Source organism: Nostoc sp. CmiVER01, assembly GCF_034531135.2.
Taxonomy (GTDB): domain Bacteria; phylum Cyanobacteriota; class Cyanobacteriia; order Cyanobacteriales; family Nostocaceae; genus Nostoc.
Genome location: NZ_JAVRBU020000006.1, coordinates 392,470 through 416,655, shown reverse-complemented (window position 1 = coordinate 416,655; position 24,186 = coordinate 392,470). Strand labels below are relative to the sequence as shown.

Genomic DNA, 24,186 nt, shown 5'->3' with positions numbered 1-24,186 from the left:
AATACTCTGGTGCAATAGCGAAGATACTGTACAAAAACGCCAATAGTGAGCAAATCAAAAGCTTGGCAAAGATAGAAGAAGTAGTACGTTCTCAAATGCAAGAATATGTCATGCCAGAAATAGGGGTTTTTTTATCGAAAATGTCACGGGAGAAAGCACAGGATATAAACGAAAAGTAAAAAGTATCATTGGAGAGCTACCAATTACAAGTTCTCAAGCACAAAAGCTAGAACTCTTGCCTCATAGCCAACTGAGCCCATATTTAGAAGCCTGTTGCCTCCGAACTAGCGCTTCAGTATCATATCAACGAGCGGCAGAAGATGTTAAGTATTTGACTGGGGTTGAAGTATCGAAAAGTGTTCAGCAGCGACTTGTACACCGTCAAAATTTTGAATTACCTTTATCAGAGTCAATAGTCGAAGAGTTGAGTGTAGATGGTGGAAATATTCGTATTCGTACACCAATTGGACAACCTTGTGACTGGAAAGGTTATAAAGCTGTACGTCTGCACAACTTGGCTGCTCCCGCAGCCTCGTTCCAAGAAAATAATCTTGTAGTCAATTGGGTCAACAGTCAAATTATGGCTCCTATACTGACCTGTATTGGAGATGGACATGACGGAATTTGGAATATTATTCGTGAATTTACTCCCCCTATTGAACGCCGTGAAATACTCGATTGGTTTCATCTCATGGAAAACCTACATAAAGTAGGTGGTTCAATCAAAAGAAACAACTTGGCAAAAAGTTTACTTTGGAAGGGCAAAGTAGATGAAGCAATCGCTTTATTTGCTGACTGTAAAATCAAACAAGCTCTTAATTTCTGTGTTTACATTGAGAAACATCGACACCGTATAGTCAATTACCAGTATTATCAAGCTGAACAGATTTGCTCAATTGGTTCTGGTGCTGTTGAGTCCACTGTTAAGCAGATTGATCGTCGAATTAAAATTTCTGGGGCACAATGGAAAATTGATAACGTTCCTCAAGTCCTTGCTCACCGTTGCGCCTATCTTAATGGATTAATCTTTGCTCGCTAAATAAAAAGTGGGATGCTCCCGATCGCTTTTATGTCCCAGCAAGAAACCGCTACGCCAACATCTGATGCCGAACTGCTATGACGACTCACAAAAGTGATCGCTTCTCTTTCTTGAGCAAGCCCGCAACCTCCTCCACAAATCCCCAAATTAAAAAACACGCGAAAACGCGTAGCGCTATTTTATTAATGAACTGCCTTTTTCATACAATTTATCAATAGAAATGCCAGTTTTTTTATATCTAAAACTATAAATAAAAAATGGTTCTTCGGTTCATTTTATGGAACAGAATAATAAATAAAACCTAAAGATAGCCTATATTTATTGCTGTGACTTGGTTTTCGGTTTTTGAGACTTTCTATAAAACTGCGATTTTAATGCTATACCATAAAACCAACGCAAGAACCTAAAAAATCTACTTCTAAAAATATGTCCAAAATTTTCATACTATTAATTAAATGGACACCCGTGGGTGTTGGTGCATATTTCGCATTGAGTTTTTTAATTAATAGCCAATGGATTCTAGCTGTAATTACTACAATAGTAACTTTGGGATGGGTGGGGGTTATGAACCGTATTGGAAAACGTCAACGCTTTCAGCCACTTTTCCCCGAATATGACGAAAAAGAACTTATTAGTTGGGAATCGATTGAAATATTTAATACAAGCAATAGTGAACATTTATCACTTGGTTATCCAATAGATTTCCTATGTTGGGAGATTGCCCAGAAATTGGGTTCACGAGAAGATATTGAATACCAGTATCAGGATGATATTATTACAATTAGACTAAATAACTCTTCAATTAGAGTAAATAACTCTTATAGTAACTATTTGAAAGTTTCACTAACTTTTACAGATCAAGTTGTCTTTGAAACGCAGAGGCAAGAGCAGAGCGTTAATGAAGGGACTACTACAGTTACTATTTTTAAAGTATTTCATGTAGGCACTTGGATTGACCATGTAAATAGTTTTAAAGCTAGAATTAAGCAAGTTTATGCCGAAGAGGCGGAAAAACGTCAACAAGATTACTTGCGCGATCAACAGGAGCGATTTGGAAGGATTGATTAAGACAGTGAGCATCCCCAAGCGCAATCGCACTTCTCCCACCCTTTACGAAAATGTAATAGGTTATGAAGCAGTCGCATAAGCTGCACAAACTGCCGATTCTATAAGGTAGAGAAATAGATAGTATAACTTTACGCACTCTTGTATGTATTGTGTAATGTCGGACGATCGCCCAAAACAAAACCCCCAGTAAGACTACTGGAGGTTAGTTATTTTTTGAACCATAGTCACCACTTCAAACACTTTGATAATGCTAGGAAAACAATGAGTGAGAATTTCCATTCCAGACTTGTTACTCTTTGCTCGGCAATCTTTTGGTGACTCTTTCCAATGCCCATTAAAATCTCAAACCAACACCACCTTGTACAGAGATAGCTGTACCACCGCTATCACGGTAAGCATCAAAAGCAATAATGGCGTTGCCAAAAAGTACAGTATTGCTATTTGGGATCATGTAATCAATGCCTGGTTGTAAAGCAAAACTAATTTTGTCGCCCACAGGAGAAGAACCACCACCACTAGCCAACACTAACCCAGCACCCAGGTAAGCATCAGCTTGCCAGTTAAGGGGTAAATCGTAGGAAACCGTTGGTACAATTGCCGTATTATTACCAATTAACACTTGGGCACGCAGCGAAAGTGGCGCTTCCAAAAGCTTGTAGCGACCGGCTATAACTCCCCCCAATTGGATACCATCAGTAAAACCAACAGTGGGGCCTATACCGACATAACTGCCATAGGCTACTTGTCCTTGTGCTGGTTTAGCACTTGCCAGACTCAAGACCAAGCCAGCACCCAAAACTGAAACCAAATATTGAATACACTTCATAACCAACTCCTCACACCAATCTGTCATTTGTCATTTGTCATTGGGTATTGGGCATGGGGCATTGGGCATTGGGCATTGGTCATTCGCCTTGTCTTTCTCATCTTCCCCTGCTCCCCCTGCTCCCTCTGCCTCTCCCCTCCACCTGCCCCCTGCCCCTCTGCTCCCCCTCCCATTCTACGGGCAACTAGAATGAATACCTCCTTGAGTACAAATGTATGCTATTTGCTTAGGATCTAAATTTTTGGCTTGAGAAAAATCAACCCCTTGGACTACGGCAGATACTGAGCCTAAATCTGGGGTTTGTACAAATTGATCGGCTGGATCTTGTTTAGTAGGGGCGAGAATTGCTCCTTTAAAATCTGCTCCAGCAACATTTGCCCCACGTAAATCTGCAAGACTCAGATCGGCATTTTGCAAGTTAGCGTTTTCCATCTGGGCAGAACGCAAGACAGCACCAGCTAGACGAGTGGCTCGGAGGTTAGCATTACTGAGATTAGCACGATCCAAATAGGCTCCTGATAAATCTGCCCCTTGCCAATCAGTGTTCGTTAAGTTAGCAAAGGATAATTGTGTTCCGATGGCAGTGGCGCGACCTAAACGGGCAGCGTACAGATTGGCTTCGTTCAACTTAGCGTCACCTAAATCTGCTCCAGTCAAGCTGGCTTTTTCTAAAACAGCGTTTCGCAGATCGGCTCCTACTAGTTGGGCGCTGTTGAGTTTAGCCTCATATAGACGTGCATTGGATAAGTTGGCTCTGTTGAGAGTGGCGCGGCTCAAATCGGTACGGTTCATTAAGACGCGACTGAGATTAGCATCAGTAAGATTGGCTTGCTGCAACTGAGCTTGGCTTAAATCAGCCATCACATCGTCGTAGGTATCCCAACGTCCATCTTCACCCACATCTCGAAAGCGGCTACCCTTAAAGCTGGCTTGATTAAGATTTGCAGATTTAAACTTAACTCCTGACAAATCAAGGTTGTCTAGTACCAAATTGAAGAAGGAACTTCCTGGAGTCCCGCTTTGACCTAATTGGGTGCTACTAAGGTCAACGCCCTCGATTTTCCCGCTATAAACAGAGAGAATCTTGTTAATTGTTCGCTGGTTTCTTTGTAACCGTCCTTGCCGTAATTCCCGTTCTTGGGTTGCAGTACTACCCACAGCGTCTAGTTCGCTAACCAAAAACTGATTCTTATTTTTTAATTCCGGGATGGCTTTGGGCCCGACAGTTGTCAAAGCTTGTTGAATCGTATCCAGGATGCTGGGGTTGGTTTCGCTAACCAAGAGATTCGCCAGAAATTTGATAGACTCTGGGTCATTAAGACCACCTATAGCCAAAATTGCACTTTGGCGTTGTTCATTAGTTGCCCCAGAGTTGGGAGCTAATTGTTTGACAAGTTCAAGGAACTGTTGGCTATTGATTTTCTCGGTTGCTCGCTGGGATTGTTGAATTTGGATATAAACTTGAGTACCGATTAAAGTTGCCAATACAGCAGTCATACTCGTAAGCCCTACCCCAAACAAAGTCAGATTAGGATTTTGCTGTATTCGTCGCCAGATATTGGGCGACTGATTGGTTTGGGCTGCCGCTAATTCTTCTCCCTCCTGCCATTCTTCTGCTTCATCATTACCATCAGCAGACTGAGCTTGTTTGTTATTAGCTAAGAGTGAGGATGGCAAGGGGCGAGTCGCATCTATTGTATAAGTGCCTGCAAGTTGATCATGCAATGCGCGACGACCCCGGCGCGACGGTAAGCCTATCCCTTCACCGACAATCATTAACAAAGATAAAAATGTGAATAATCCTAAATTAGGAAAAGCAAAGCTGTAGCGCCACAGCAGATAGGCGATGGAAACGGGTACAGTCCAACGCCCAACTCCTTCTCTAATCACCACTGCCCCTAAACCAGGTGGTTTTCCTTGCCCGTTGACAACCCGCACTTTTAACCAACGTTTAGGAATTGTGCTACCAGTCTTAGCCAGTAAATACAATTGCCACCATGAGAGAGTTACAGGTGCTAACAGGGCGATTGTCCACAAAATATTAGTCGGCCATGCCACGTTACGGATGCCATAGCTAACAGGTAGAGCCAGGGGTCTAGCGATCGCTCTTTCTGTAACTACCAACACGGGGTTAAGGGGTACTCGGTTTAAATCGCTTCTAGAATCGGCATAGACACCAATGCCGAAGGGAATCAACCCACTTGTAACCACTAGTGTAATTTCAGCCGCCCAAGCAGCAAACCGCCTACTTGCTAGTAGCAACGAATTAGCTCTTTCTGGTTGTTTAGATTGACCAGATTGATTACTTCTTTTAACAATTGGTGTCGTCATCGCATAATTTCCTTTGACATTATTTATACGCCGCGATCGGCACAGTTAAAATAGACTAAGCTAATCGGCAAAAAGTGAAATAGAATTTTGGAGCTATAAGTCAGGAGCCTTTTGTATCATGGCTCCTGACTTTCATAACTACAGGTATGCAAAGTAAATGCATATCTAGCTTATTACTTACGTTGAAAGCTACTGGACACAAAAATTTTGTATCCAACATACACTAACACTGCCAAAAGTGCCAGACTAATTACAGATGCAACCAGTTTAAACACTGCTTGCAGCATTGCCAAGCCTACTAGCACCGTCACACCCGAAACTACCAGCTTTTTTGTTCCAGATAAACTGTTGAACCAAATCTGAAATCGCTCCAGTTGCAAATTAAATTTGGCAAAAACAGATGCCTCAGTCTGTCTTTGTTCTTGTGGTTGGGGAACCACTTCCGGCGAAGAATTAATATCTGCCTCTAGCTTATTGAGGCGACGCTGCAAGTCTTCTTCTCTTTGAGGATTCATCAATCTTTTCTACCTCAGCTAGGTCACTTATTCCACAACAGACCAACCAAATTATATTTTTGGTGGTTGTCTTAGTGATTTTAGCTAATGTCTGTGTATGCAATACCTTTCTAGGCACTAAAAATTATGATGATTTTTGGAATCTTAACGTACTACGGATTGAAGTATAAAATGTAGAGTAGAAAATTTTAGTGTAAAAGCGCCACCACTATAATAAATAAACTTGCATAGTTAATGGTCTTTATACCCATCGGATCTTCACAAAAAATCCTTAAATGAATGGTATTGCTTTATACGGCAGATTTTGGAACCAAGATAGATTGTTGCCGTCTATTAAATCAGACGATATAACAATACTGCTCTAAAAAAATTTGGAGCATTAATAAAAATGAAAACGCTTAGGCTACTTACAATTGTTCCCACAGCTTTGGCGATGAGTTTGGTTTTCGCCCAGACTAATCTGGCACAGACACCAAAAATCCAAATTAATCGGAATCTCCAAGCAGATCCACTGATTTTGAAGGGAAAGTCTGGGGGAACTGTCAAAAGTAATTGTGGCAATATTACCACTGAACCTAATCACGTTATCCAGGTTACAGAATCACTACCTTATTTGCGATTAACAGTAGAGAGTGAAGGAAAGCCAACGCTATTGATCGATGGGCCTGGGGGGCGTTTTTGTGTAATGGCAGATAAATATTCTGGAGGCAAGCCAGAACTTTCTGGTTTCTGGCAAGCAGGAACATACTCGCTGTTTGTAGGCGACCAATCCCAAGGAAATCCAAACTTTAACTACATCCTCTCAATCTCGCAAGAAACAAAGAAATAGTTATTGGTCATTAGCAAAGGACAAATGACTAATGACTAATCTTCCAGTGATTTGCCTGGGATTTCGACAGCTTTGACATCAATTGTGCCTTCTGGTGTGAAGCGTTGAAAATGACTATTTTGTACCAACAGTGACTCTCCACAGTTAGGACACTGCAATTGACTGTTATTTAAACCTGTAAATTCATATCGACAGACGGGACACTGATCAGCAACTAAGTTACGTTGCAGCCACCAACGAAAGCCAAAAAAAGCCACAATGGGTGCTAAAAACAGCAACCCGACAATAATTAGTAACGAATTAACCAGCCAACCCAAGCCCAGTGATGCTAGCAACCAAATAACTGCCAGCAGGGTAAGCCAAGGGCGGAGATTTAAAAGATTCAATTGAAATGACTTAAAGCTCATTTTTTAAATATTGTCCTGCTCTCCTTCTAGGATAGCGATTTTAGTCATTGGTCATTTGGACTTCATTACTAAGGATAGAAGAATTTTTTGTAAGTGCTGTTGAAAGGCATCTATGCCAAACATAGCGATCGCTTGTTCTTGTAGCCACTCTCCATTACATCGCTGGTCATTCCCTTGAAGCATTTCTATACAAGCCGTTGCTACCGCATCAGGACTGCGGTGCGGGACTCGCCATCCCAGTTTACCATCTTGCAAAGGATCAGCTGAACCATCGTCGTCACCGGATAATACAGGTACTCCACAAGCCATTGCTTCTAAATAAACTATGCCAAAGCCTTCTTGTGAAGGCATAATATAGGCATCAGCAAGGCGGTAATGTTCCATTAATTCTTCTGTGGCAACAAAACCAGCAAATACGACGCGATCGCTCACACCTAAATCTTCTGCAAGTTTAGCTAATCGCGGTTGGTCATCACCGCGACCAATTACTAAATATTTCACTTCTGGGAAAACTTGAGCGATTTGTGGTAATGCCCGAATCGTTACATCTACACCCTTGTAAATATCCCCTGACCATAACCGCGCTACTGTCATTAACACCTTAGCATCAGTTAAGCCATACTTCTTTTCTAATTCTGGCTGCTTGGAACCAGGAGTAAATTTATCACCGTCAATTGCACAAGGCATCATTTGTACAATGTTCGGGTTTAGATTATTGGCAGCACAAGCGCGATCGCGGCTGTAACGACTAATTGTCCAAATTCCAGCTGCTGATGTCAGGGCGCGACGTTCTTGATTTTTGAGCGGTTCCCAAACTTCTTTGCCGTAAGTTAGCACTGTGTAAGGAATCCCTAAGGGCTGGCAAAGAGTTTGTACTAATACTCCTAAGTTAATGTGACCGCAGAAAACTTGTTCTGGACGGTTTAGCAACAGACACTTAAGTAATGCTGCTGCCATTTGCAATCTCCCCACATAAGGAGACTGATTTTTAAAGTAATGAAATTTTAAGTTCTTGTCTTTAAACGGATTTAAGCTATCAGGATTATCTCGCAGCAAAAACACTTCCGCTTTGTAAACATCGCTCAATCCCAGATAGGCGCGAAAAATATCTTTTATATATGATTGAATACCGCCTTCGTGGGCAAAAATTTCTAAAAACACGAAGACATGATTAGTTTTTTTGTTAATTTTATCACCTAACTTGAGGTTTTCTGTCACTGTAGTGATATGCATGTTAGGTTATTTACACTTGCGGTAAGGGAGCAATGCGATTTTGTGAGGTGGGCAAGCAGGGGAGGCAGGGGAGGCAGGGGAGGAAAAATAAATTAAGTGTATTTTGAAGTATTTATAGTAGCGCATGTTACTAAATTCTCTCTTTACTCTCCCTGCTCCCCCTGCTCCCCCTGCTTCAAAAAGCCATGATCTCACATTTTCGCGTTGCTCCCTGCGGTAAGGGTGCGATTGCACCGCTTTTTAACCGCTCTAAATCTGTTTTTACCATTGTTTTCTACCAGTTATTAAATCCAGGGTTCCCAATGAGCTATTCCATGAATCGGGTACAAAATTGGGAGCCGCCAAATTGTAAATTTCTTGAGGACGGCTGACAAATATTAACAAGGGAGCTAGGATAACTCGAATGTTATCTTTACTGTATTTCTTAATTTTTTTTATACAACAATATTTTTTGGTACTTTATAAAATGCTCATAATAAATGAGCGTTTTTACATAAAAAACATATTACCCCAATCCAGATAATATTGAGAAAGCAGTATACTCTTATCAATCAAATAACTATTTGTTTAGTCGAAGACCCCTGCCGCTCCTGCTTCTGTTTTGATGTGAGTGGCATTACTTCTCTAGCTTACGCCTTTGCTCAAAACCCAAAATTGGCATCAGAAGTATTCTTACTTTTGTGCTTCTTGAGAGTATTTGACGATGAGAAGGCAATTTCTACCATCTGCACCACGTTCGTATACAACCCGATCAGCCAACCGCCGCAGGAGAAACCATCCATAACCGCCTACTTGCAGTGTACCTGGTTCTGGTTCTGCGATCGCATCAGGATTAAAAGGTTTTCCATAATCCCAAATTCTGATCTCTAGTCGGTCAATCCATAGATAAATGTTAATCTCAATGGTTGTTTCCGGGGGTAAAGCATGATGAGCGTGACGAACAGCGTTAGTAAAGCCTTCTGCTAATGCTAAATTTAGGCGATCAAGTTGTGTTTTTGACCAGCCAAGTTGAGACAAATGTTGCAGACAAAATTGCTCGAACCATTCTTGTACCTGGTTTAGGAGACTGAGTTCGCTCTTAACCGTCAGATGGTCTTGCTGCACTATGCTAAACATTAACTGTGACTTAAATATAAGTAAACCCAAGTTGCTAGTTATTAAATTTTGCACTATTCGCAAAATTTCTTTGATATAGAAAAATTTAAATTGAGATAATCTATGTCCCAAAAGACAAAACATGAAGGATTTTGGCATTTCGAGAATTGTAACTAGCAACTTACGTTAAGTAAGTTAAAAATGTTTGTATTTGATGACTTTTGGTGATTTTAAATTTTGGAATAGCTTTTCCATCCAAAACTTCAGATTCCAGATGCAATCTAAATTATTAAAATTGACGCCTGTAAATTTTTTTCAAAAGCACATTTGCATCTGCTTTTGAAACTCACAGGCGTCAAAGCACTTTGTGGTGACTAATTTAGAATAGTCCCAAGGTTAAAGATTTATCCAATGGCAAGGCAGCACCAATACCCAGCCACAAGGTGACAAGGGTACCAAAGAGGAACACTGTGGTTGCAACTGGACGACGGAAGGGGTTTTGGAACTTGTTAACGTTCTCAATAAAGGGAACGAGGATTAGCCCCACTGGTACCGAACCCATTGCTAACACTCCTAAAAGTTTGTTAGGAAGCGATCGCAAAATCTGGAAGACTGGATACAAGTACCACTCTGGCAAAATTTCCAATGGTGTAGCGAAAGGATTTGCTGGTTCACCGGTCATAGCGGGGTCTAGCACAGCTAGAGCTACAATCGCAGCGAAGGAACCCATGATCACGATTGGAAAGACATAAAGTAGGTCATTAGGCCAAGCGGGTTCACCATAGTAGTTGTGACCCATGCCTTTAGCTAGTTTGGCTCTTAACTGAGGATCGCTCAGGTCAGGTTTCTTTTGTGTTGACATATTGAAATTTGCTCTCCTGCTTAACTTAAATTAAAGCATTTGTGAAAGCTATCAGCTACTAAACAACCCTAACCTTGCGGCTAACAGTATTTGTCTATTTCCGGTCAGCCGCTTGGAGGGTGTCTACAGCTTTAGCCTTCAGATACAAGTGTTTGTTTTTTGAAACTTATGTACAATTAATTTCTTGTGTTTCATAAGTTTAAAACAAACAACTTCATCTGGGAACTGATAAATGTTGCCGAGGGCTAATAGCTGAGATTACAAAGGCCCGGAAATGCCTTGTTTGCGGATCATCAAGAAGTGAAACAGCATGAAGACTGCAATCAACCAAGGCAGTACAAAGGTGTGTGCGCTATAGTAACGAGTTAGTGTAGCTTGACCAACACTTGAACCGCCGCGCAGCAGGTCGGAAATCAGAACGCCAACCACGGGAATTGCTTCTGGTACGCCGCTAACGATTTTCACAGCCCAGTAGCCAATTTGATCCCAAGGTAAGGAATAGCCTGTGACTCCAAAGGAGACTGTAATCACAGCCAAGATGACACCACTTATCCAGGTCAGTTCGCGGGGCTTTTTGAAACCACCAGTCAGATAAACCCGGAAGGTGTGCAAAATCATCATCAATACCATCATGCTGGCAGACCAGCGATGGATGGAGCGAATTAGCCAACCGAAGCTGACTTCATTCATGATGTACTCTACAGAGGAGAAAGCTTCAGTAACTGTTGGTCTGTAGTAGAACGTCATCGCAAATCCAGTGGCAAACTGGATGAGAAAGCAAACCAGGGTAATTCCACCCAAACAGTAGAAGATGTTGACATGGGGAGGGACGTACTTACTAGTAACGTCTTCGGCGAGTGCCTGAATCTCTAGGCGTTCCTCAAACCAGTCGGAAACGTTGGCCATACAATCTCAAGTTCCTAAAAGTCGGTTGCGGTTGATAAATCTCGAAGTTCTGAATCGGCGACCAAAATTCTGATGGACTCAAGCTTCGGCATGCTGTAAGTTTGCCTTTAGGTTTTCCCGTTCGATAAAGGAAAGGGGTTGCCACAGACTAGGGTAGCAGCAGAATTGTCTACGGACTTCTCATAAGCCACCGTTCAGACTTCTCTCCCAATTAGCAATTTTGGGATTTTAGTAAAGGCGAGTTTTCTTTGCTTATCAGCTTTCAGCGTGCTAAGAGTCTTCAGAAACTTTACACTCTGTAAAGAAGGAATATATTGCGATCTCTTTACGCCCCTGCACAGAAAAAGGTGGACACAAAGTAGATTTTATCCTTTGATGAGTGGATACAACGCATCAGTTGACTGAACAACTTGATGAGAGGAATGCACCACTTCTATAAAAAAAGTAACATAATCGAGAGATAGATTTCATCAACAACAGAGCAAGTGAGCATTTCTAGGCAATTTGGGTTGAGGTGGAATTGATAATGGGGTTCATGAACAAACAAGTCTTTCGGGTTGGATTTTCATTGTTAATGGCGTTTTGGGTGGCATTGGGTACGCTCACCCAGCCGGCGATGGCTTTAACGTCGGAACAAAAGCTGGTTTCGGAAGTTTGGCGAATTGTTAATCGTACTTATCTAGATGAGACGTTTAATCATCAAAACTGGGCGGCTGTGCGGCAAAAGGTTCTAGAGAAGCCACTAAAAGACTCAAATGCCAGTTATGAGGCAATTGGGAAGATGCTTAAGAGCCTCGACGATCCTTTTACCCGCTTTTTAGACCCAGAACAGTACCGCAGCTTACAGGTCAATACTTCTGGGGAACTGACTGGAGTAGGATTACAAATTGCTCTAAATCCTGAGACTGGGAAGTTGGAAGTAGTGGCTCCGATCGCAGGTTCACCAGCAGATAAAGCGGGAATTAGACCACGTGATCGCATTCTCAAAATTGAAGGCGTTTCCACAGAAAATCTTACCCTAGATGAAGCTGCGACTAAAATGCGCGGCCCGAGTGGCAGCCTTGTTACTCTCCTCATAGAACGGGACGGAGAGGCAGAAACAGAAATTAGATTAACACGCGATCGCATTGCTCTTAACCCTGTGGTTTCAGATTTGCGTGTTTCTCCTGAAGGTACGCCCATTGGCTACCTTCGTCTGACTCAATTCAATGCCAACGCCTCAACGGAATTGGCACACGCTATTTCTAGTCTAGAAAAAAAAGGCGCTGATGCCTACATTCTAGATTTACGAAATAATCCGGGAGGGTTATTACAATCAGGGATTGAAATCGCCCGTCTGTGGTTAGACTCTGGTACTATCGTCTACACTGTAAACCGACAAGGTATTCAAGGTAGTTTTGAAGCCTTTGGGCCACCTCTGACGACCGATCCTCTGGTGATTTTGGTGAATCAAGGAACTGCCAGTGCTAGTGAAATTCTGGCTGGCGCCCTCCAAGATAATGGTCGCGCCCAATTGGTAGGCGAAACTACTTTTGGAAAGGGCTTAATTCAATCTTTATTTGAATTATCAGATGGTTCGGGCTTGGCAGTCACAATTGCTAAGTATGAAACTCCTCAACACCGGGACATTAATAAACTAGGTATTAAGCCAGATAAAGTGATTTCCCAAGAGCCAATTAACCGCGAACAGATTGGCACGGAAGCGGATCTGCAATATCAAGCAGCAATGGAACTTTTGAAGAAAAACTCCGTTGTGGCGGGGAAGGTGTAAAAAGTTAGGAGTTAGAAGTTTACCTTGTTCCCAGTAAGAGACTGGGAACAAGCGAATAAATTCTTATCCGATAGCTCTTGAACGTGCTGCTGCCTATAAATGCCAGCATATCCAGATCGTAAATGCTTTTAGGTAAGCTCTATTTTAGTGCGATCATTCCTCCCATGACGAATTTCACCCTTTATCTTCTCTTCTATTCAGTCTGAAAAATCACCATTAAAACCAGGTTTTCTAAGTAAGGCAACAGCTTTTTGTGCTGAACTTGCTTTTTGTCAGTAACTATGAGATATTCTATCTGAGATTTAAAATACTATATTGCTATCGACTTACTGTAAATTGCTGGTAAGTACTAGAATATATAAGGTTTTTTATATGAATTTAAGTTTTTTCAAAAAGCATCCACTGTTGTTTGTCATAATAATTTTCTTTGGGCTTTTTTTCAGTAGTACAGTAGTTGCTGCCAACTTAAAATTGTATTTAGCTGCTCATAACTCTCGGTCACTACAATCAGCAAATCCTCAAGCTATTACGATTGCAGATCAACAACTACCTGTGAATAAATTACTAAAATTGATCCAGCAACGATTGCTAATTGCACATGATGTAGCCAGGTGGAAATGGAATCACAAACGTCCTATTGAGGATCTGAAGCGAGAACAAGAGTTACTATTAAAGGTTAGGCAACAAGCAAAAACCCATAGTCTAGAACCCGATACAGTTGCAGCATTTTTTAAAGCACAAATAGAAGCAGGAAAACTCATCCAAACGGTTGATTTTCAAAACTGGCAAAAGCAAGGCATTAAATCTTTTCCTAATGTGCCAGACTTAAACCAAACATTGCGACCAGCGTTAGATAAATTAAACACAGAATTTGTCTTTGCTTTAACAGAACTGACTCCTGTTCTGGGTTGTCCGCAGATACGAAAATTAATTCAGTCACGTTCTCAGGTGATTATTCAGGGAGATGGTATTGATCGGCAAGTGCAGAGCCTAGCAATTTCACCCCTGCTGAAATTTCAAAGCGCTTCTTGCAAAGTAGTTTCCTTGCCTTGAGCGTGGCCAGCATGTTTTGTACATCTTCAGAAGTTGTTTATAAACAACAGTAAAAATTTATAACGGAATTTCAATGATAAATTCTGTCCCTTCACCTTTAACAGAGTTAAAACTTAATTTTCCACGGTGGGTTTCTTCAACGATTTGACGAGCGATCGCAAGTCCTAATCCTGTCCCTTTACCGACAGCTTTAGTCGTAAATAAATGGTCAAAAATCTTTTGTTTTACTTCTTCGGTCATTCCCTTACCATTATCAGCAATGATAATTTTTACCAAATCTTCTTCTAGAGAGGTTGTAATTACAATTCGATTGCAATTATCCTGAATATCCTCAAAACTACGTCCATTATTCGATTCTTCCAAAGCATCAATAGCATTGGCCAAAATATTCATAAATACCTGATTTAATTGACCAGGAAAACATTCAATTTGAGGTAGCTTTCCATAGCTTGTAACTACTTCAATCGCTGGACGCTGTTCGTTCGCCTTCAGACGATGTTTCAAAATTAAAATCGTGCTATCAATACCTTGATGTATGTGAAATGGCACTTTATAATCTCTATCAGCACGAGAAAAAGTGCGGAGGCTAGTGCTAATATTTTTTAATCTTTCACACGCCATAGACATAGAATCAATCATCTTAGGCAAATCTTCTAAGGTATAATATAAGTCAATTTCTTCGGCATGTTCAAGAATTTCTTCGCTTTTAATGGGTAAAGTTTCTTGATAAAGTCTAAGATGTTCAAAAATATCAGTAATAGTGGGTTTAGCTTGTTTGAGACTGGCAGCAATGAAACCCAAAGGATTATTCATTTCGTGAGCTACACCAGCAACTAAATTGCCCAGTGCTGACATTTTTTCACTTTGGACTATTTGTAATTGGGCATTTTGTAGGTCGTTTAATGCTTGTTGCAAATCAAGTGATTTTTGCTGCAAGGCAAGTTCTGATTGTTTGCGATCGCCAATATCTCGCATCACAACTACTGCACCGATTTTATTACCCGAAGAATCAACAATTGCTTGTCCGCTTGCTAATAAAATTCTTTTAGAACCATGCTTTGGTGCAATCACCATTTCGGCATTTTCAACGATTTCCCCAAGTAATGCGCGAAACAGAGGAATTTCCGTTTTTGATAGGGGTGTTTGTCCATCCGGTTGATAAAGATCGAAGTGTTCTGTCCATTCTTCTGCTGGTAATGATTCTACTGGTAAGCCATGAAACTCACGAGTTGCTTTGTTAAATAGAGTTAATTTACCACTGGCATCACAAACAACAACCCCATCGGTAATATTGTGAATGATGGCATTCAAGAACTCTCTTTCTTTGGCTAGAGATGCTTCGGCCTCTTTGCGTAAGCGCAGCTCGTCGTAGACATCGCTAATATCAATTACCACGCCATCCCATAGAATTGCACCATCGGCTTGTAGCTCTGGGCGAGAAGCAGCTCGAACCCATTTGACGGTTCCTGAAGGCAGGATAATGCGCCATTCTTGCTCAAATGGTGTGAAATTTTGGGCAGAGTAGGCGATCGCTTCTGCAATAGCTGGTTGATCGTCAGGATGATGCATGGCATTAACACTATACGTTCCTGCCATCACTGACTCTGGCTCTAACCCATATAAGTCAAAACAGCCAGAGCTAACATAAGGTGTTGAAGTTGAACCGTCAGCCTCCAGACGGAATTGATACACCATACCAGGAATATTATTCGCCAAATTTTGAAAACGGGTTTCACTAGCCTGCAATTTTGCTAGAGATTGTGTTAATTGTTGAGCATGATTCTGGGAATTTCCATAAAGTCGGGCATTTTCCAAAGAAATTGCAGCTTGAGCGCAAAGTAAGTTTAATAGTTCGACGCGATCGCTTGTAAAGACTCCGGTTGCCAAATTATTTTCTAAATACAATATGCCCAACAACTTACCCTGATGCAAAATCGGGCAGCACAAGATACTTTTAGGCTGCTGTTGTTGAATATATGGATCATTAATTAATTGAGGATGCACCCTGGCATCAATAATCACTGTTGGTTGTAAGCTGCGTTTGACGGTATTAAGTAAACCAACTGGCACATCAACAGAGTCTTCAACAGACTGTGGATTGAGCAACATTGGATAAAAATCGACTTTAGCATCCTGGTTCTTGACACCACTCAGAGAAACCTGTGCTGACGCCTGAATTAGCAAACGATCTGATTCTAAAAGCATGAACACACACTTATCGGCTCCGGCATTTTCAATGACGATATGCAGTAATGCTTTGAGCAGTTTTTCGAGTTCGATTTCCCCTGAGATAGTTTGATAAGCTTTGAGAATGGCGGCTAAATCTAAAGCAACAGAGACGCTGCTACTACTGGAAGTGGCAAAAGTGGTGGATGTGACATTCCCCAAAGCAAATATAGTTTCGTGAGTTGAGAGAGTTGAACGGGTTTGCTCTAATATGGGAGCAAGTAATTGGGGATAGAGTTTTTCTAAGTTGGCAACTTTGGCTTTTGCACCCCAACGGGCGTAGCAGTAGTATGCTTCTTGCATGTATATTTGAGCTAGTTTTTCTTTATCCCAATCGAGATAAAATTTAGCGGCTAGTTCATTTGCTAAAGCTTCTTCTTGAATATATTCGTTTTCTTTGGCTCCCAAAATTGCCTTGTCGTATAGCTCAATGGCTGTGGATTTCTGTCCTAAAACTCGATATTTTTCGGCTTCTACGAGATCGACCTTATGCTGGTGATTCATGGGCGCATAATCCGCCCAATGCTGTAACTTAGTTTGGTTTTCTGCCACCCGTTCTAATACAGTTGATACTTCCCATAACGGTTGACTCAATAGTGCTAAAGCTACCAAAGAATCATAGAAATAAAACACAGGTTCGGCCACTGTTCCCGCACCCGACATCAAATAGTTCCTGCACTCAAAAGCATAGTTATTAGCTGGCTCAACTTCCCCAAACAAAAAGCAAAGCGTCAACTTATACGCGTAGAAAATATATAATCCGCATATATCATTTGCAGACTGCAACCGGGGGAGAAATTCTGTCTCTTGGAAAGCCGATCCAGACAAAATGGTGGGATGTTCTGTCAAACCTAGTAAATTTGAAATCACTTGCCAATAAATCAGACAGTAATTAGCCGTTCCCAATTGCTTCAGTTGCACTAAAGCATGGTAGTAAGTGCGTGTATCTTCTTCTAAGTTAGCAAGGGGTTGACCGCACCAAGAAGAAATTAAACAGAAATTGTGAACCGCATATCCAGCATATTCCAGGTTTCCAACTTCTAGCCCAAGGGTATAACTCTCACTCAAGAGGGGTAGCATTTCTTTGAGGTGAGATTTGCGGTGGAGGATATAACTTCCGAGCAGGAAAAATACTTCCAGTTTACTTTCTTTATCATCGAACTTTGCCGCCACATTCAATGCCAACTTTCCAAACTGTGCAGCTAAATCTATATTCTGCATATTACAAAGAACTATACTGTAACAAGCATAGTTAGTAGCAGAAACAGATATATTGCCGTGCCGCAGGAATAATTTGACTAACAACGTAGCTAGTAATGGATATAAAAGAGATCCACAGGTGTAAGCTGCTGCCATGATGCTGCTAGCAATCTGGGTAATGGCGATTTTATTTGCATCTGTCATCACAGGGAGGTAGACAAAATCTGCAATTTGGCGATCGCCAATCAGTTCGCTAATTTCTTGGATTGACTTTTGAATATCTGTGGGTGTGGGTGATTCGGTAATGTTTGTGCCCAACTGTTGCAAGATATTGATGCCGATCGCCAGCACTTCATTGAGTTGGCGCTGGGAAGTCTTACCTTGAATCTTAATGCGGTAAACATTGATCTGTTCTAGTAAAGAATGTGCTTGTTCGGTGACAAGATCGATAAACTTTTCCATCGCCTCAAAGTCACCGCATAGCATGGCGACTTCCGCCGCTAATTCATGAAAAGCGAGGCTCATTTCATACTGCTGTTGCCAAGTATTTTCTCCCAACAAAGACAATCCCATTGCGGCATATTCACGCGCTGCTTGATAGGCGGTGGCAGTTCTGGCTTTGCGACAGGCGGTGAGGTTAAGTTGTGCTAGTTCACTTCGTTGTGTTTGTTCGCTAATTAAAGAAGTTCCATAATTTAATTGGTTAATGATTTCAAAAATTCTCTCTTCTCTAGCTTCTGGCAAAATCTGTTGTAGCAGCAGTTGTCCAATTTGGTAATGAGTTATCTGTTTTTTGTCATCGGGAATTAGGGAATAGGCTGCTTGTTGGATGCGATCGTGCAAGAATTTGTAAACTGTCCTTTGTCCGTTATCATTTGTCCTTTGCAAATGAGCGATGACTAAGGAGGAATCTTGATAAAACTTGTAAATTTCATTGGTGGGAATGATAAATCCTTCTTGTAATGCTTTCCACAACTCTGAGGCGGTTTCTGTCTGCGACTTTTCAGAAACAATCGCTAACGTCGCCAAATCAAACTGATTACCGATACAGGCTGCCAGTTTCAAAATATTTTGAGTGATGTTGGGCAACTTCTGAAGCTGTTGTGCCATAAATTCCACCACATCATCGGTGAGAGCAAGCGATCGCACTTGTGTTACATCACACTGCCACCCCCCTTGACTTCCCCCCTTAGCAAGGGGAGCCAGTGCGTTGGGCGGCTCTGCCGACTTGTTCGCTCTTAGCGTTCCCGCAGGGTAGCATCTGGCGTGGGACTGAGGGGGGTCAAATCTAATCAGCCCATCCTCATGGAGCGCTTTCAGAAACTGAGTTGTGAAAAAGGGATTGCCTTTGGCTTTTTGATAAACCAACTCTGTCAATGGCAATGCTTGGCCTGTTGCACAACTGAGGGAATCGGCGATTAGATGGTTCACATCTGCTTGACTCAAGGGAAATAGAGTCAGAGTGTTGACGCAAGAAGATTCTTTTTTGATTTCATCTAGCGTCAACATCAGGGGATGAGCTGCAAACACCTCATTATCGCGGTATGCGCCAATAATGAATAGATAACCGCCATTGCTCTGAGACATCAACAGCTTCAGCAAATTAAGCGATGCCGAATCTGCCCATTGCAAATCATCGAGAAACATCACCAACGGATGCTCTGGTGTAGTGAAGACTTGAATAAACTTTTGAAACAGCAGATTGAAACGGTTCTGTGCTGCACTACCCGATAATTCAGCGATCGCCGGTTGTTTGCCAATAATCTGCTCTAGTTCAGGAATCACCTCGATCAGAAGTTGCCCGTTCTCGCCAACTACCGCTAAAATCTTGTTCTGCCATTGCTTTAGTTGAATATCGCTTTCACTAAGCAACTGTCCTATCAAATCACGAAAGGCTTGCACAAAAGCAGATAGAGGAATATTTCGGTTGAACTGGTCGTATTTTCCTTTAATGAAGTAACCATTCCACCGGACAATCGGCTTATGCACTTCATTAACAACTGCGGTTTTGCCAATGCCAGAGAAACCTGCCACCAGCATTAGTTGGCAGCCACCGTTGGCAACATGACCAAATGCTTCCAGTAACGTCTGTACTTCCGATTCGCGTCCGTAGAGTTTTTCGGGAATGAGAAAGCGATCGCTAATATCTCGCCTTCCTAAATCAAACCAGGTATGTTTGCCTGTTTCTCGCCACTGTTCTAGGCAAGTAACAAGGTCATGTTTAAGCCCCAACACACTCTGATATCGGTCTTCGGCGTTCTTTGCCATCAGTTTGCGGATAATTTCACCCAGCATCAAGGGCAAATTAGGGTTGAAATCGCAGGCGTTGGGTGGAAGTTTGGCAATGTGGCAATGCACCAACTCCATTGGTTCTTGGGACTCAAAGGGCAGTTGTCCACTTAGTAGTTCAAAGAAAGTTACACCTAATGAATAGAAATCGCTGCGGTAGTCAATGCCCCTGTTCATCCGCCCAGTTTGCTCTGGCGACAGATAAGCTAGCGTTCCCTCCAGCCCTTTAGGACTTTGAATCTCCTGGGTTTCTCGTGGTAGGAGTGAGGCAATACTGAAATCAATCAGCTTAATTTGTTTGGTGTCAGGGTGAATTAAAATGTTGGCTGGTTTAATATCTTTATGAATGATGCGTTGTTGATGTAACTGGTATAGCGTGTCTAGCAGTTGCAAAACAATGGGTAAAAATTGCTCTAATGTCAGTGTTTTTCCTTGAGTAAATTGCCGCAAGGAAACACCACCAAAGTCCTCCATTACCAGGGCATAGCCATTGTGATAGGCTTCCAGGCTGTAGGGTTTGATAATGCCAGGGATATCTAAGTTTTTAGCGATGCCTGCGGCGGTAAACAACGCATATTGGTTGCGAAACTGTACTAATTCGCTAAAAGTTGGGTATTCTCGTTTTAAGAGCTTGATGACAACTGGTAGGCGATCATATTCTCGTACTGCCCGATACACTTGGGTACGAGAACCTGAATACAGTTGCTCTGAGATTTGGTATCCAGCGAACCTTAAAGTTCCATCAGCTTTTGCGCTCATAAATTTTTACGGGAATTCCTGTGTACTAAAGTTAGAATTCCCAAGACAATATCTTGCTTAACAAATGTTACAAAACTTGCATTTGTCATTTGTCATTGGGTATTGGGGATTGGGGATTGGGCAAGAGAGAGGGAGTTAAAACTTAGACTTTGAGCCTCAGAAGGTCAACATTGAGCCTCAGAAGGTCAACGTCGAGCCTCAAAAGGTCAACGTCGAGCCTCAAAAGGTCAACGTCGAGCCTCAGAAGATCAACATTGAGCCTCAGAAGATCAACATTGAGCCTCAAAAGGTCAACGTCGAGCTTCAGAAGGTCAACATTGAGCCTCAAAAGGTCAACGTCGAGCTTCAGAAGGTCAACATTGAGCCTCAGAAGGTCAACGTCGAGCCTCAGAAGGTCAACGTCGAGCCTCAGAAGGTCAACGTCGAGCCTCAAAAGGTCAACTTTTAAGTTTTAACTCTCCATGCCCCATGCCCAATACCCAATACCCAATACCCAATACCCAATACCCAATACCCAATACCCAATACCTCAAAAAGGCTGTATCCGCAGCAAAGCTAATAAATCCAGAGAGGCGAGGTGTTGATAAGCTTGATCGATAAATCGTTTGCCCCTGAGAAAGCCTGTATTAGCACCGGGACAAATGTATCTAAGAGTTTCTGGTGTAAAATTTTCTAACAAGAATTGAAGGCTCTGGATTTGCCTGGGCCAGTGAAAGGTTTTAGCTGTCCGTAATGGTACTGCTTCACCGTGCTGGTTAGGGAGTAAATGACGACCAGAAAACAATATACCTCCACGTTCACTGTAGTAGAAGCAAGATGAACCGGGAGAATGACCTGGTGTCCAAATCGCTTGGGCTGCGCTATCAAGCGTAAATTCCTGCCTAAAGGTAGTTAAGGTTAAACCTGGTAACAAATAAGCTTCTTGCTCTTGAATCAACACCTCGCAGCTAAAGATTTGCTGAAATTCAGCAGTCTTGCCAATCGCGCCTCGATGGGTGATAAGTAACCAACGCACGCCTCCATGCGATCGCAAAAAATCTTCATTTGTTTGGTCTAGGGCAGGGCAGTCTATGAGGATATTGCCTTCATTTCTTACAATAAGATAAGAGGTTCCCCCTAATGTGTCCCGATTGGGTGGAAAAGCAAAAATGCTCTCTTGTGCGAAGTCCGATTGCAGAGAACCTCCGCTAGAAACTTCGTTAGAGAAAACAGCCCGTGGTGACTTAGTTGTATGGCTTGGCACTTGAGGTAGAGGGCACATAATCAAAGAACCGAAACTGAGGAGTTGTAGACAATCTGGTTACAGCGTGGAAATTCTAAAGAATTGAAACTTGAGCGTTAACCAGCACTGTTAACCGTTGTGAAAAAAAATTGGAATTTGAAGTCTGCCTTGTAGTTAATGCTATGGTGCTGAAGCTACTGGTGGGACGTTTTGTCAAAATTACTGAAGATAATATGGCATTTTGGTTTCTATTTATCCTCCTTTTGGGGCTAGCTACTTATCTAATGGTGCAGCACAGCGTCGCTCAGATCACCCGGACGCCAGTATGGTTGTTGTGGCTGGTTTTAATGGCACCAGCATTACTGTTGAGTGGATGGACGCTGGTGTATGGGCCAAAACAACCTCCACCGCCAGCGCTGATTCTTTGGTCGATATTCGTCTCTACAGTGTTGTACTGGACGTTGTTTCAATGGGGACGTCGATCGCCAAGAGATACACAGACCCAAACCCAACCCCAAGCCTCAGAATCACAGCCGACTATCCAGCCGATTACAGAACCAATAGTGCGTCCCATTGAGCCAACAGAAGAAACTCAACTACGAAATTGTTTTCCTTGGTCTGTATACTACGTTCAAAATATTGAGTATCGACCACAAGCCGTGATTTGCCGTGGTCAGTTGCGAACTAAAGCTAGCAACGCCTACCAGCAGATTAAGACTAATATTGAAGCACAATTTGGCGATCGCTTCCTGCTGATCTTTCAAGAAGGCTTAAATGACAAACCTTTCTTTGTACTGGTTCCTAACATTCAAGCTGCTAAAGAAAGAAATACACCACGACGCGAACAGGAACGCTTAACTCGACCAGGATTAGCACTTCTACTACTAGCAGCTACTTTGGTAACTACTACCTTGGTGGGAGTGGAAATTGCTGGTGTTTCTCTTCCGCCTATATGGCAAATTGGTTCTTTTTTCAAAGTTCTATCTAACCCAGATGTTCTATTCAAAGGATTGCCCTATGCTTTAGGGTTAATGACTATTTTGGGTATTCACGAACTTGGGCATTATTTAACAGCTAAATTCTACAAGATTCGCTCGACTTTACCTTACTTTATTCCCATACCCTTCTTCTTGGGAACTTTTGGGGCATTTATTCAGATGCGTAGTCCGATTCCCAACCGCAAAGCTTTATTTGACGTTAGTATAGCTGGGCCAATTGCAGGCTTTGTGGTGACTGTGCCATTACTAATATGGGGTTTGGCTCATTCTGATGTAGTTTCTATCACTGAAAAAACCCGACTTTTGAATCCTGATGCCCTTAATCCCAAGTATTCCATTTTACTTGCGGTACTCTCGAAGCTAGCCTTGGGTAGTCAGTTAACGGCAAAATCAGCCCTTGATTTGCATCCAGTTGCAGTAGCTGGTTTTTTGGGACTAATTGTTACAGCCTTAAATTTAATGCCTGTGGGACAGCTAGATGGAGGTCACATTGTCCATGCGATGTTTGGACAACGAACTGCGATGATAATTGGGCAAATTGCTCGCGTGTTATTGCTATTACTGGCTTTAGTAAGAGAAGAATTTTTGGTGTGGGCAATTATCTTATTATTTATGCCATTGATTGATGAGCCTGCGCTAAATGATGTCACTGAATTGGATAACCAACGTGACGTTTGGGGATTACTGGCAATGGCGTTATTGATTGTAATTATTTTGCCACTACCGCAGGCGATCGCTAACTTTTTGCAAATTTAAAAAGTTTCAACGCCAAGAGAAATATATCTAAGTTTTTTCCCACTATGGAATCAACCACAGCTTGGTATTTTTTTATTTGGATTTCTTCTAACATAAAAATGTGCGTTATGGACATTAGTCCTAACGCACCGAAAAACGCAGTAAAAATTTAGGATGGTGCGTAAGAGAGCGGCATAACACAGCCTACAAAACCTAACTCGATACTGAATTAGCCGCCTCAGAAGCCTTCGCAGCTGGTGGAAAACCACCCATGCGAATCTCAGAAGTAAAGGAAGCGATACTAAATCCATCAGAACTCTTGAGGACATTTACCCGCATTCGCAAATTGGGGCTAGCAAACCACAGACGCTCTTCTAACGACATGGTTTCATCCTCTATAGTTAAGATTAAAGCACCATCGCTGTCAAATTTATAGTGTCCGGCAACTGGAGTTTTATTAGCATCAACCACTTCCCGCAGTAACTTACCTTCATCTGGATTATCTGCATCAGTTACAGAAACTAACACAGTTGAACCACTGTGTTTTGTTTTATCTTTTTCTATTGTGCCGTTCCAGGTAATTTTGGCAGCACAAGAGGCAGAACTAGGATTAATTTCGTACTGTTGACACAGTTTGATCACTTGTGGATCATCTAGTGCCAGCGCCTCAATAATGATGTCTGACTTACTCTCTTCAGATTGGTTAAAAGCCAAATGTTGACTAGTACGATGAGAAAACCATTTACCAGTACTTAACTGAAAAAACTCTTCAATATTCATGAATGAAATTACCCTGCATCAAAATGCTAAAATTCCCACTTA

At 42.0% G+C, this 24,186-nt stretch carries 18 protein-coding genes; 6 read left to right on the top strand and 12 right to left on the bottom strand.

Annotated elements, in window-relative coordinates:
* The first annotated feature begins 14 nt into the window (after positions 1-14).
* Positions 15-1,039 (top strand): ISKra4 family transposase gene (locus tag RMZ43_RS12575; protein WP_428850724.1). Its coding sequence is split into 2 segments (ribosomal slippage): positions 15-126 and positions 126-1,039, totalling 1,026 coding nucleotides; the frame shifts between segments, so codons are not numbered across the junction.
* Between the two features lie 465 nt (positions 1,040-1,504).
* The gene (locus RMZ43_RS12570) at positions 1,505-2,107 is read left to right on the top strand and encodes a hypothetical protein (protein WP_322646763.1); all 603 of its coding nucleotides are present in this window, start codon (positions 1,505-1,507) and stop codon (positions 2,105-2,107) included.
* Between the two features lie 334 nt (positions 2,108-2,441).
* On the opposite strand, the gene RMZ43_RS12565 is transcribed toward RMZ43_RS12570, so the two are convergent.
* The 3 genes from RMZ43_RS12565 to RMZ43_RS12555 form a co-directional block, all read right to left on the bottom strand.
* Positions 2,442-2,933 (bottom strand): hypothetical protein, encoded by a 492-nt coding sequence (locus RMZ43_RS12565; protein WP_322646808.1) that lies wholly within the window; start codon positions 2,931-2,933, stop codon positions 2,442-2,444.
* A gap of 174 nt (positions 2,934-3,107) precedes the next feature.
* Positions 3,108-5,264: a pentapeptide repeat-containing protein gene (locus RMZ43_RS12560; RefSeq protein ID WP_322646762.1), complete on the bottom strand. Its 2,157-nt coding sequence runs from the start codon at positions 5,262-5,264 to the stop codon at positions 3,108-3,110.
* A 173-nt stretch (positions 5,265-5,437) separates the two neighbouring features.
* The gene (locus RMZ43_RS12555; RefSeq protein ID WP_322646761.1) at positions 5,438-5,779 is read right to left on the bottom strand and encodes a hypothetical protein; all 342 of its coding nucleotides are present in this window, start codon (positions 5,777-5,779) and stop codon (positions 5,438-5,440) included.
* Between the two features lie 388 nt (positions 5,780-6,167).
* Between RMZ43_RS12555 and RMZ43_RS12550 the strand changes: the two genes are divergently transcribed.
* Positions 6,168-6,608: a hypothetical protein gene (locus tag RMZ43_RS12550; protein ID WP_322646760.1), complete on the top strand. Its 441-nt coding sequence runs from the start codon at positions 6,168-6,170 to the stop codon at positions 6,606-6,608.
* A gap of 35 nt (positions 6,609-6,643) precedes the next feature.
* Here the strand turns inward: RMZ43_RS12550 and RMZ43_RS12545 are convergent, their stop codons facing one another.
* The 5 genes from RMZ43_RS12545 to petB all read right to left on the bottom strand — a co-directional run bounded on the left by RMZ43_RS12545 (position 6,644) and on the right by petB (position 11,111).
* Entirely contained in the window at positions 6,644-7,015 is a 372-nt protein-coding gene (locus tag RMZ43_RS12545) for a hypothetical protein (protein ID WP_109012294.1), read from the bottom strand.
* A 51-nt stretch (positions 7,016-7,066) separates the two neighbouring features.
* The gene (locus RMZ43_RS12540; RefSeq protein WP_322652251.1) at positions 7,067-8,248 is read right to left on the bottom strand and encodes a glycosyltransferase; all 1,182 of its coding nucleotides are present in this window, start codon (positions 8,246-8,248) and stop codon (positions 7,067-7,069) included.
* Between the two features lie 672 nt (positions 8,249-8,920).
* Positions 8,921-9,364, bottom strand: a complete 444-nt coding sequence (locus RMZ43_RS12535) for an ATP-binding protein (protein WP_109012771.1) — start codon at positions 9,362-9,364, stop codon at positions 8,921-8,923.
* 358 nt (positions 9,365-9,722) lie between these two features.
* Positions 9,723-10,205, bottom strand: a complete 483-nt coding sequence (gene petD / locus RMZ43_RS12530; RefSeq protein ID WP_069068452.1) for a cytochrome b6-f complex subunit IV — start codon at positions 10,203-10,205, stop codon at positions 9,723-9,725.
* Between the two features lie 258 nt (positions 10,206-10,463).
* Positions 10,464-11,111 (bottom strand): cytochrome b6, encoded by a 648-nt coding sequence (gene petB, locus RMZ43_RS12525; RefSeq protein WP_100900603.1) that lies wholly within the window; start codon positions 11,109-11,111, stop codon positions 10,464-10,466.
* 526 nt (positions 11,112-11,637) lie between these two features.
* Between petB and ctpA the strand changes: the two genes are divergently transcribed.
* Positions 11,638-12,882 carry a carboxyl-terminal processing protease CtpA gene (gene ctpA / locus RMZ43_RS12520; protein WP_322652252.1) on the top strand — a complete coding sequence of 415 codons (1,245 nt, stop codon included), beginning with the start codon at positions 11,638-11,640 and terminating at the stop codon, positions 12,880-12,882.
* A 372-nt stretch (positions 12,883-13,254) separates the two neighbouring features.
* On the top strand, positions 13,255-13,935 hold the full coding sequence (aroQ, locus tag RMZ43_RS12515; RefSeq protein ID WP_322646757.1) for a gamma subclass chorismate mutase AroQ: 681 nt from the start codon (positions 13,255-13,257) through the stop codon (positions 13,933-13,935).
* Positions 13,936-13,992: 57 nt separating this feature from the next.
* Here aroQ and RMZ43_RS12510 read toward each other — a convergent pair whose 3' ends face one another.
* The 3 genes from RMZ43_RS12510 to RMZ43_RS12500 form a co-directional block, all read right to left on the bottom strand.
* Positions 13,993-20,409, bottom strand: a complete 6,417-nt coding sequence (locus RMZ43_RS12510) for an ATP-binding sensor histidine kinase (protein ID WP_322652253.1) — start codon at positions 20,407-20,409, stop codon at positions 13,993-13,995.
* 142 nt (positions 20,410-20,551) lie between these two features.
* Positions 20,552-20,842 carry a hypothetical protein gene (locus tag RMZ43_RS12505; protein WP_322652254.1) on the bottom strand — a complete coding sequence of 97 codons (291 nt, stop codon included), beginning with the start codon at positions 20,840-20,842 and terminating at the stop codon, positions 20,552-20,554.
* Between the two features lie 96 nt (positions 20,843-20,938).
* Positions 20,939-21,670: an MBL fold metallo-hydrolase gene (locus RMZ43_RS12500; protein WP_322652255.1), complete on the bottom strand. Its 732-nt coding sequence runs from the start codon at positions 21,668-21,670 to the stop codon at positions 20,939-20,941.
* Positions 21,671-21,864: 194 nt separating this feature from the next.
* On the opposite strand from RMZ43_RS12500, the gene RMZ43_RS12495 reads away from it, so the two are divergent.
* On the top strand, positions 21,865-23,385 hold the full coding sequence (locus tag RMZ43_RS12495) for a site-2 protease family protein (protein WP_322652284.1): 1,521 nt from the start codon (positions 21,865-21,867) through the stop codon (positions 23,383-23,385).
* A 192-nt stretch (positions 23,386-23,577) separates the two neighbouring features.
* On the opposite strand, the gene RMZ43_RS12490 is transcribed toward RMZ43_RS12495, so the two are convergent.
* Entirely contained in the window at positions 23,578-24,144 is a 567-nt protein-coding gene (locus RMZ43_RS12490) for a phycobiliprotein lyase (protein ID WP_322652256.1), read from the bottom strand.
* Between the last annotated feature and the right edge of the window lie 42 nt (positions 24,145-24,186).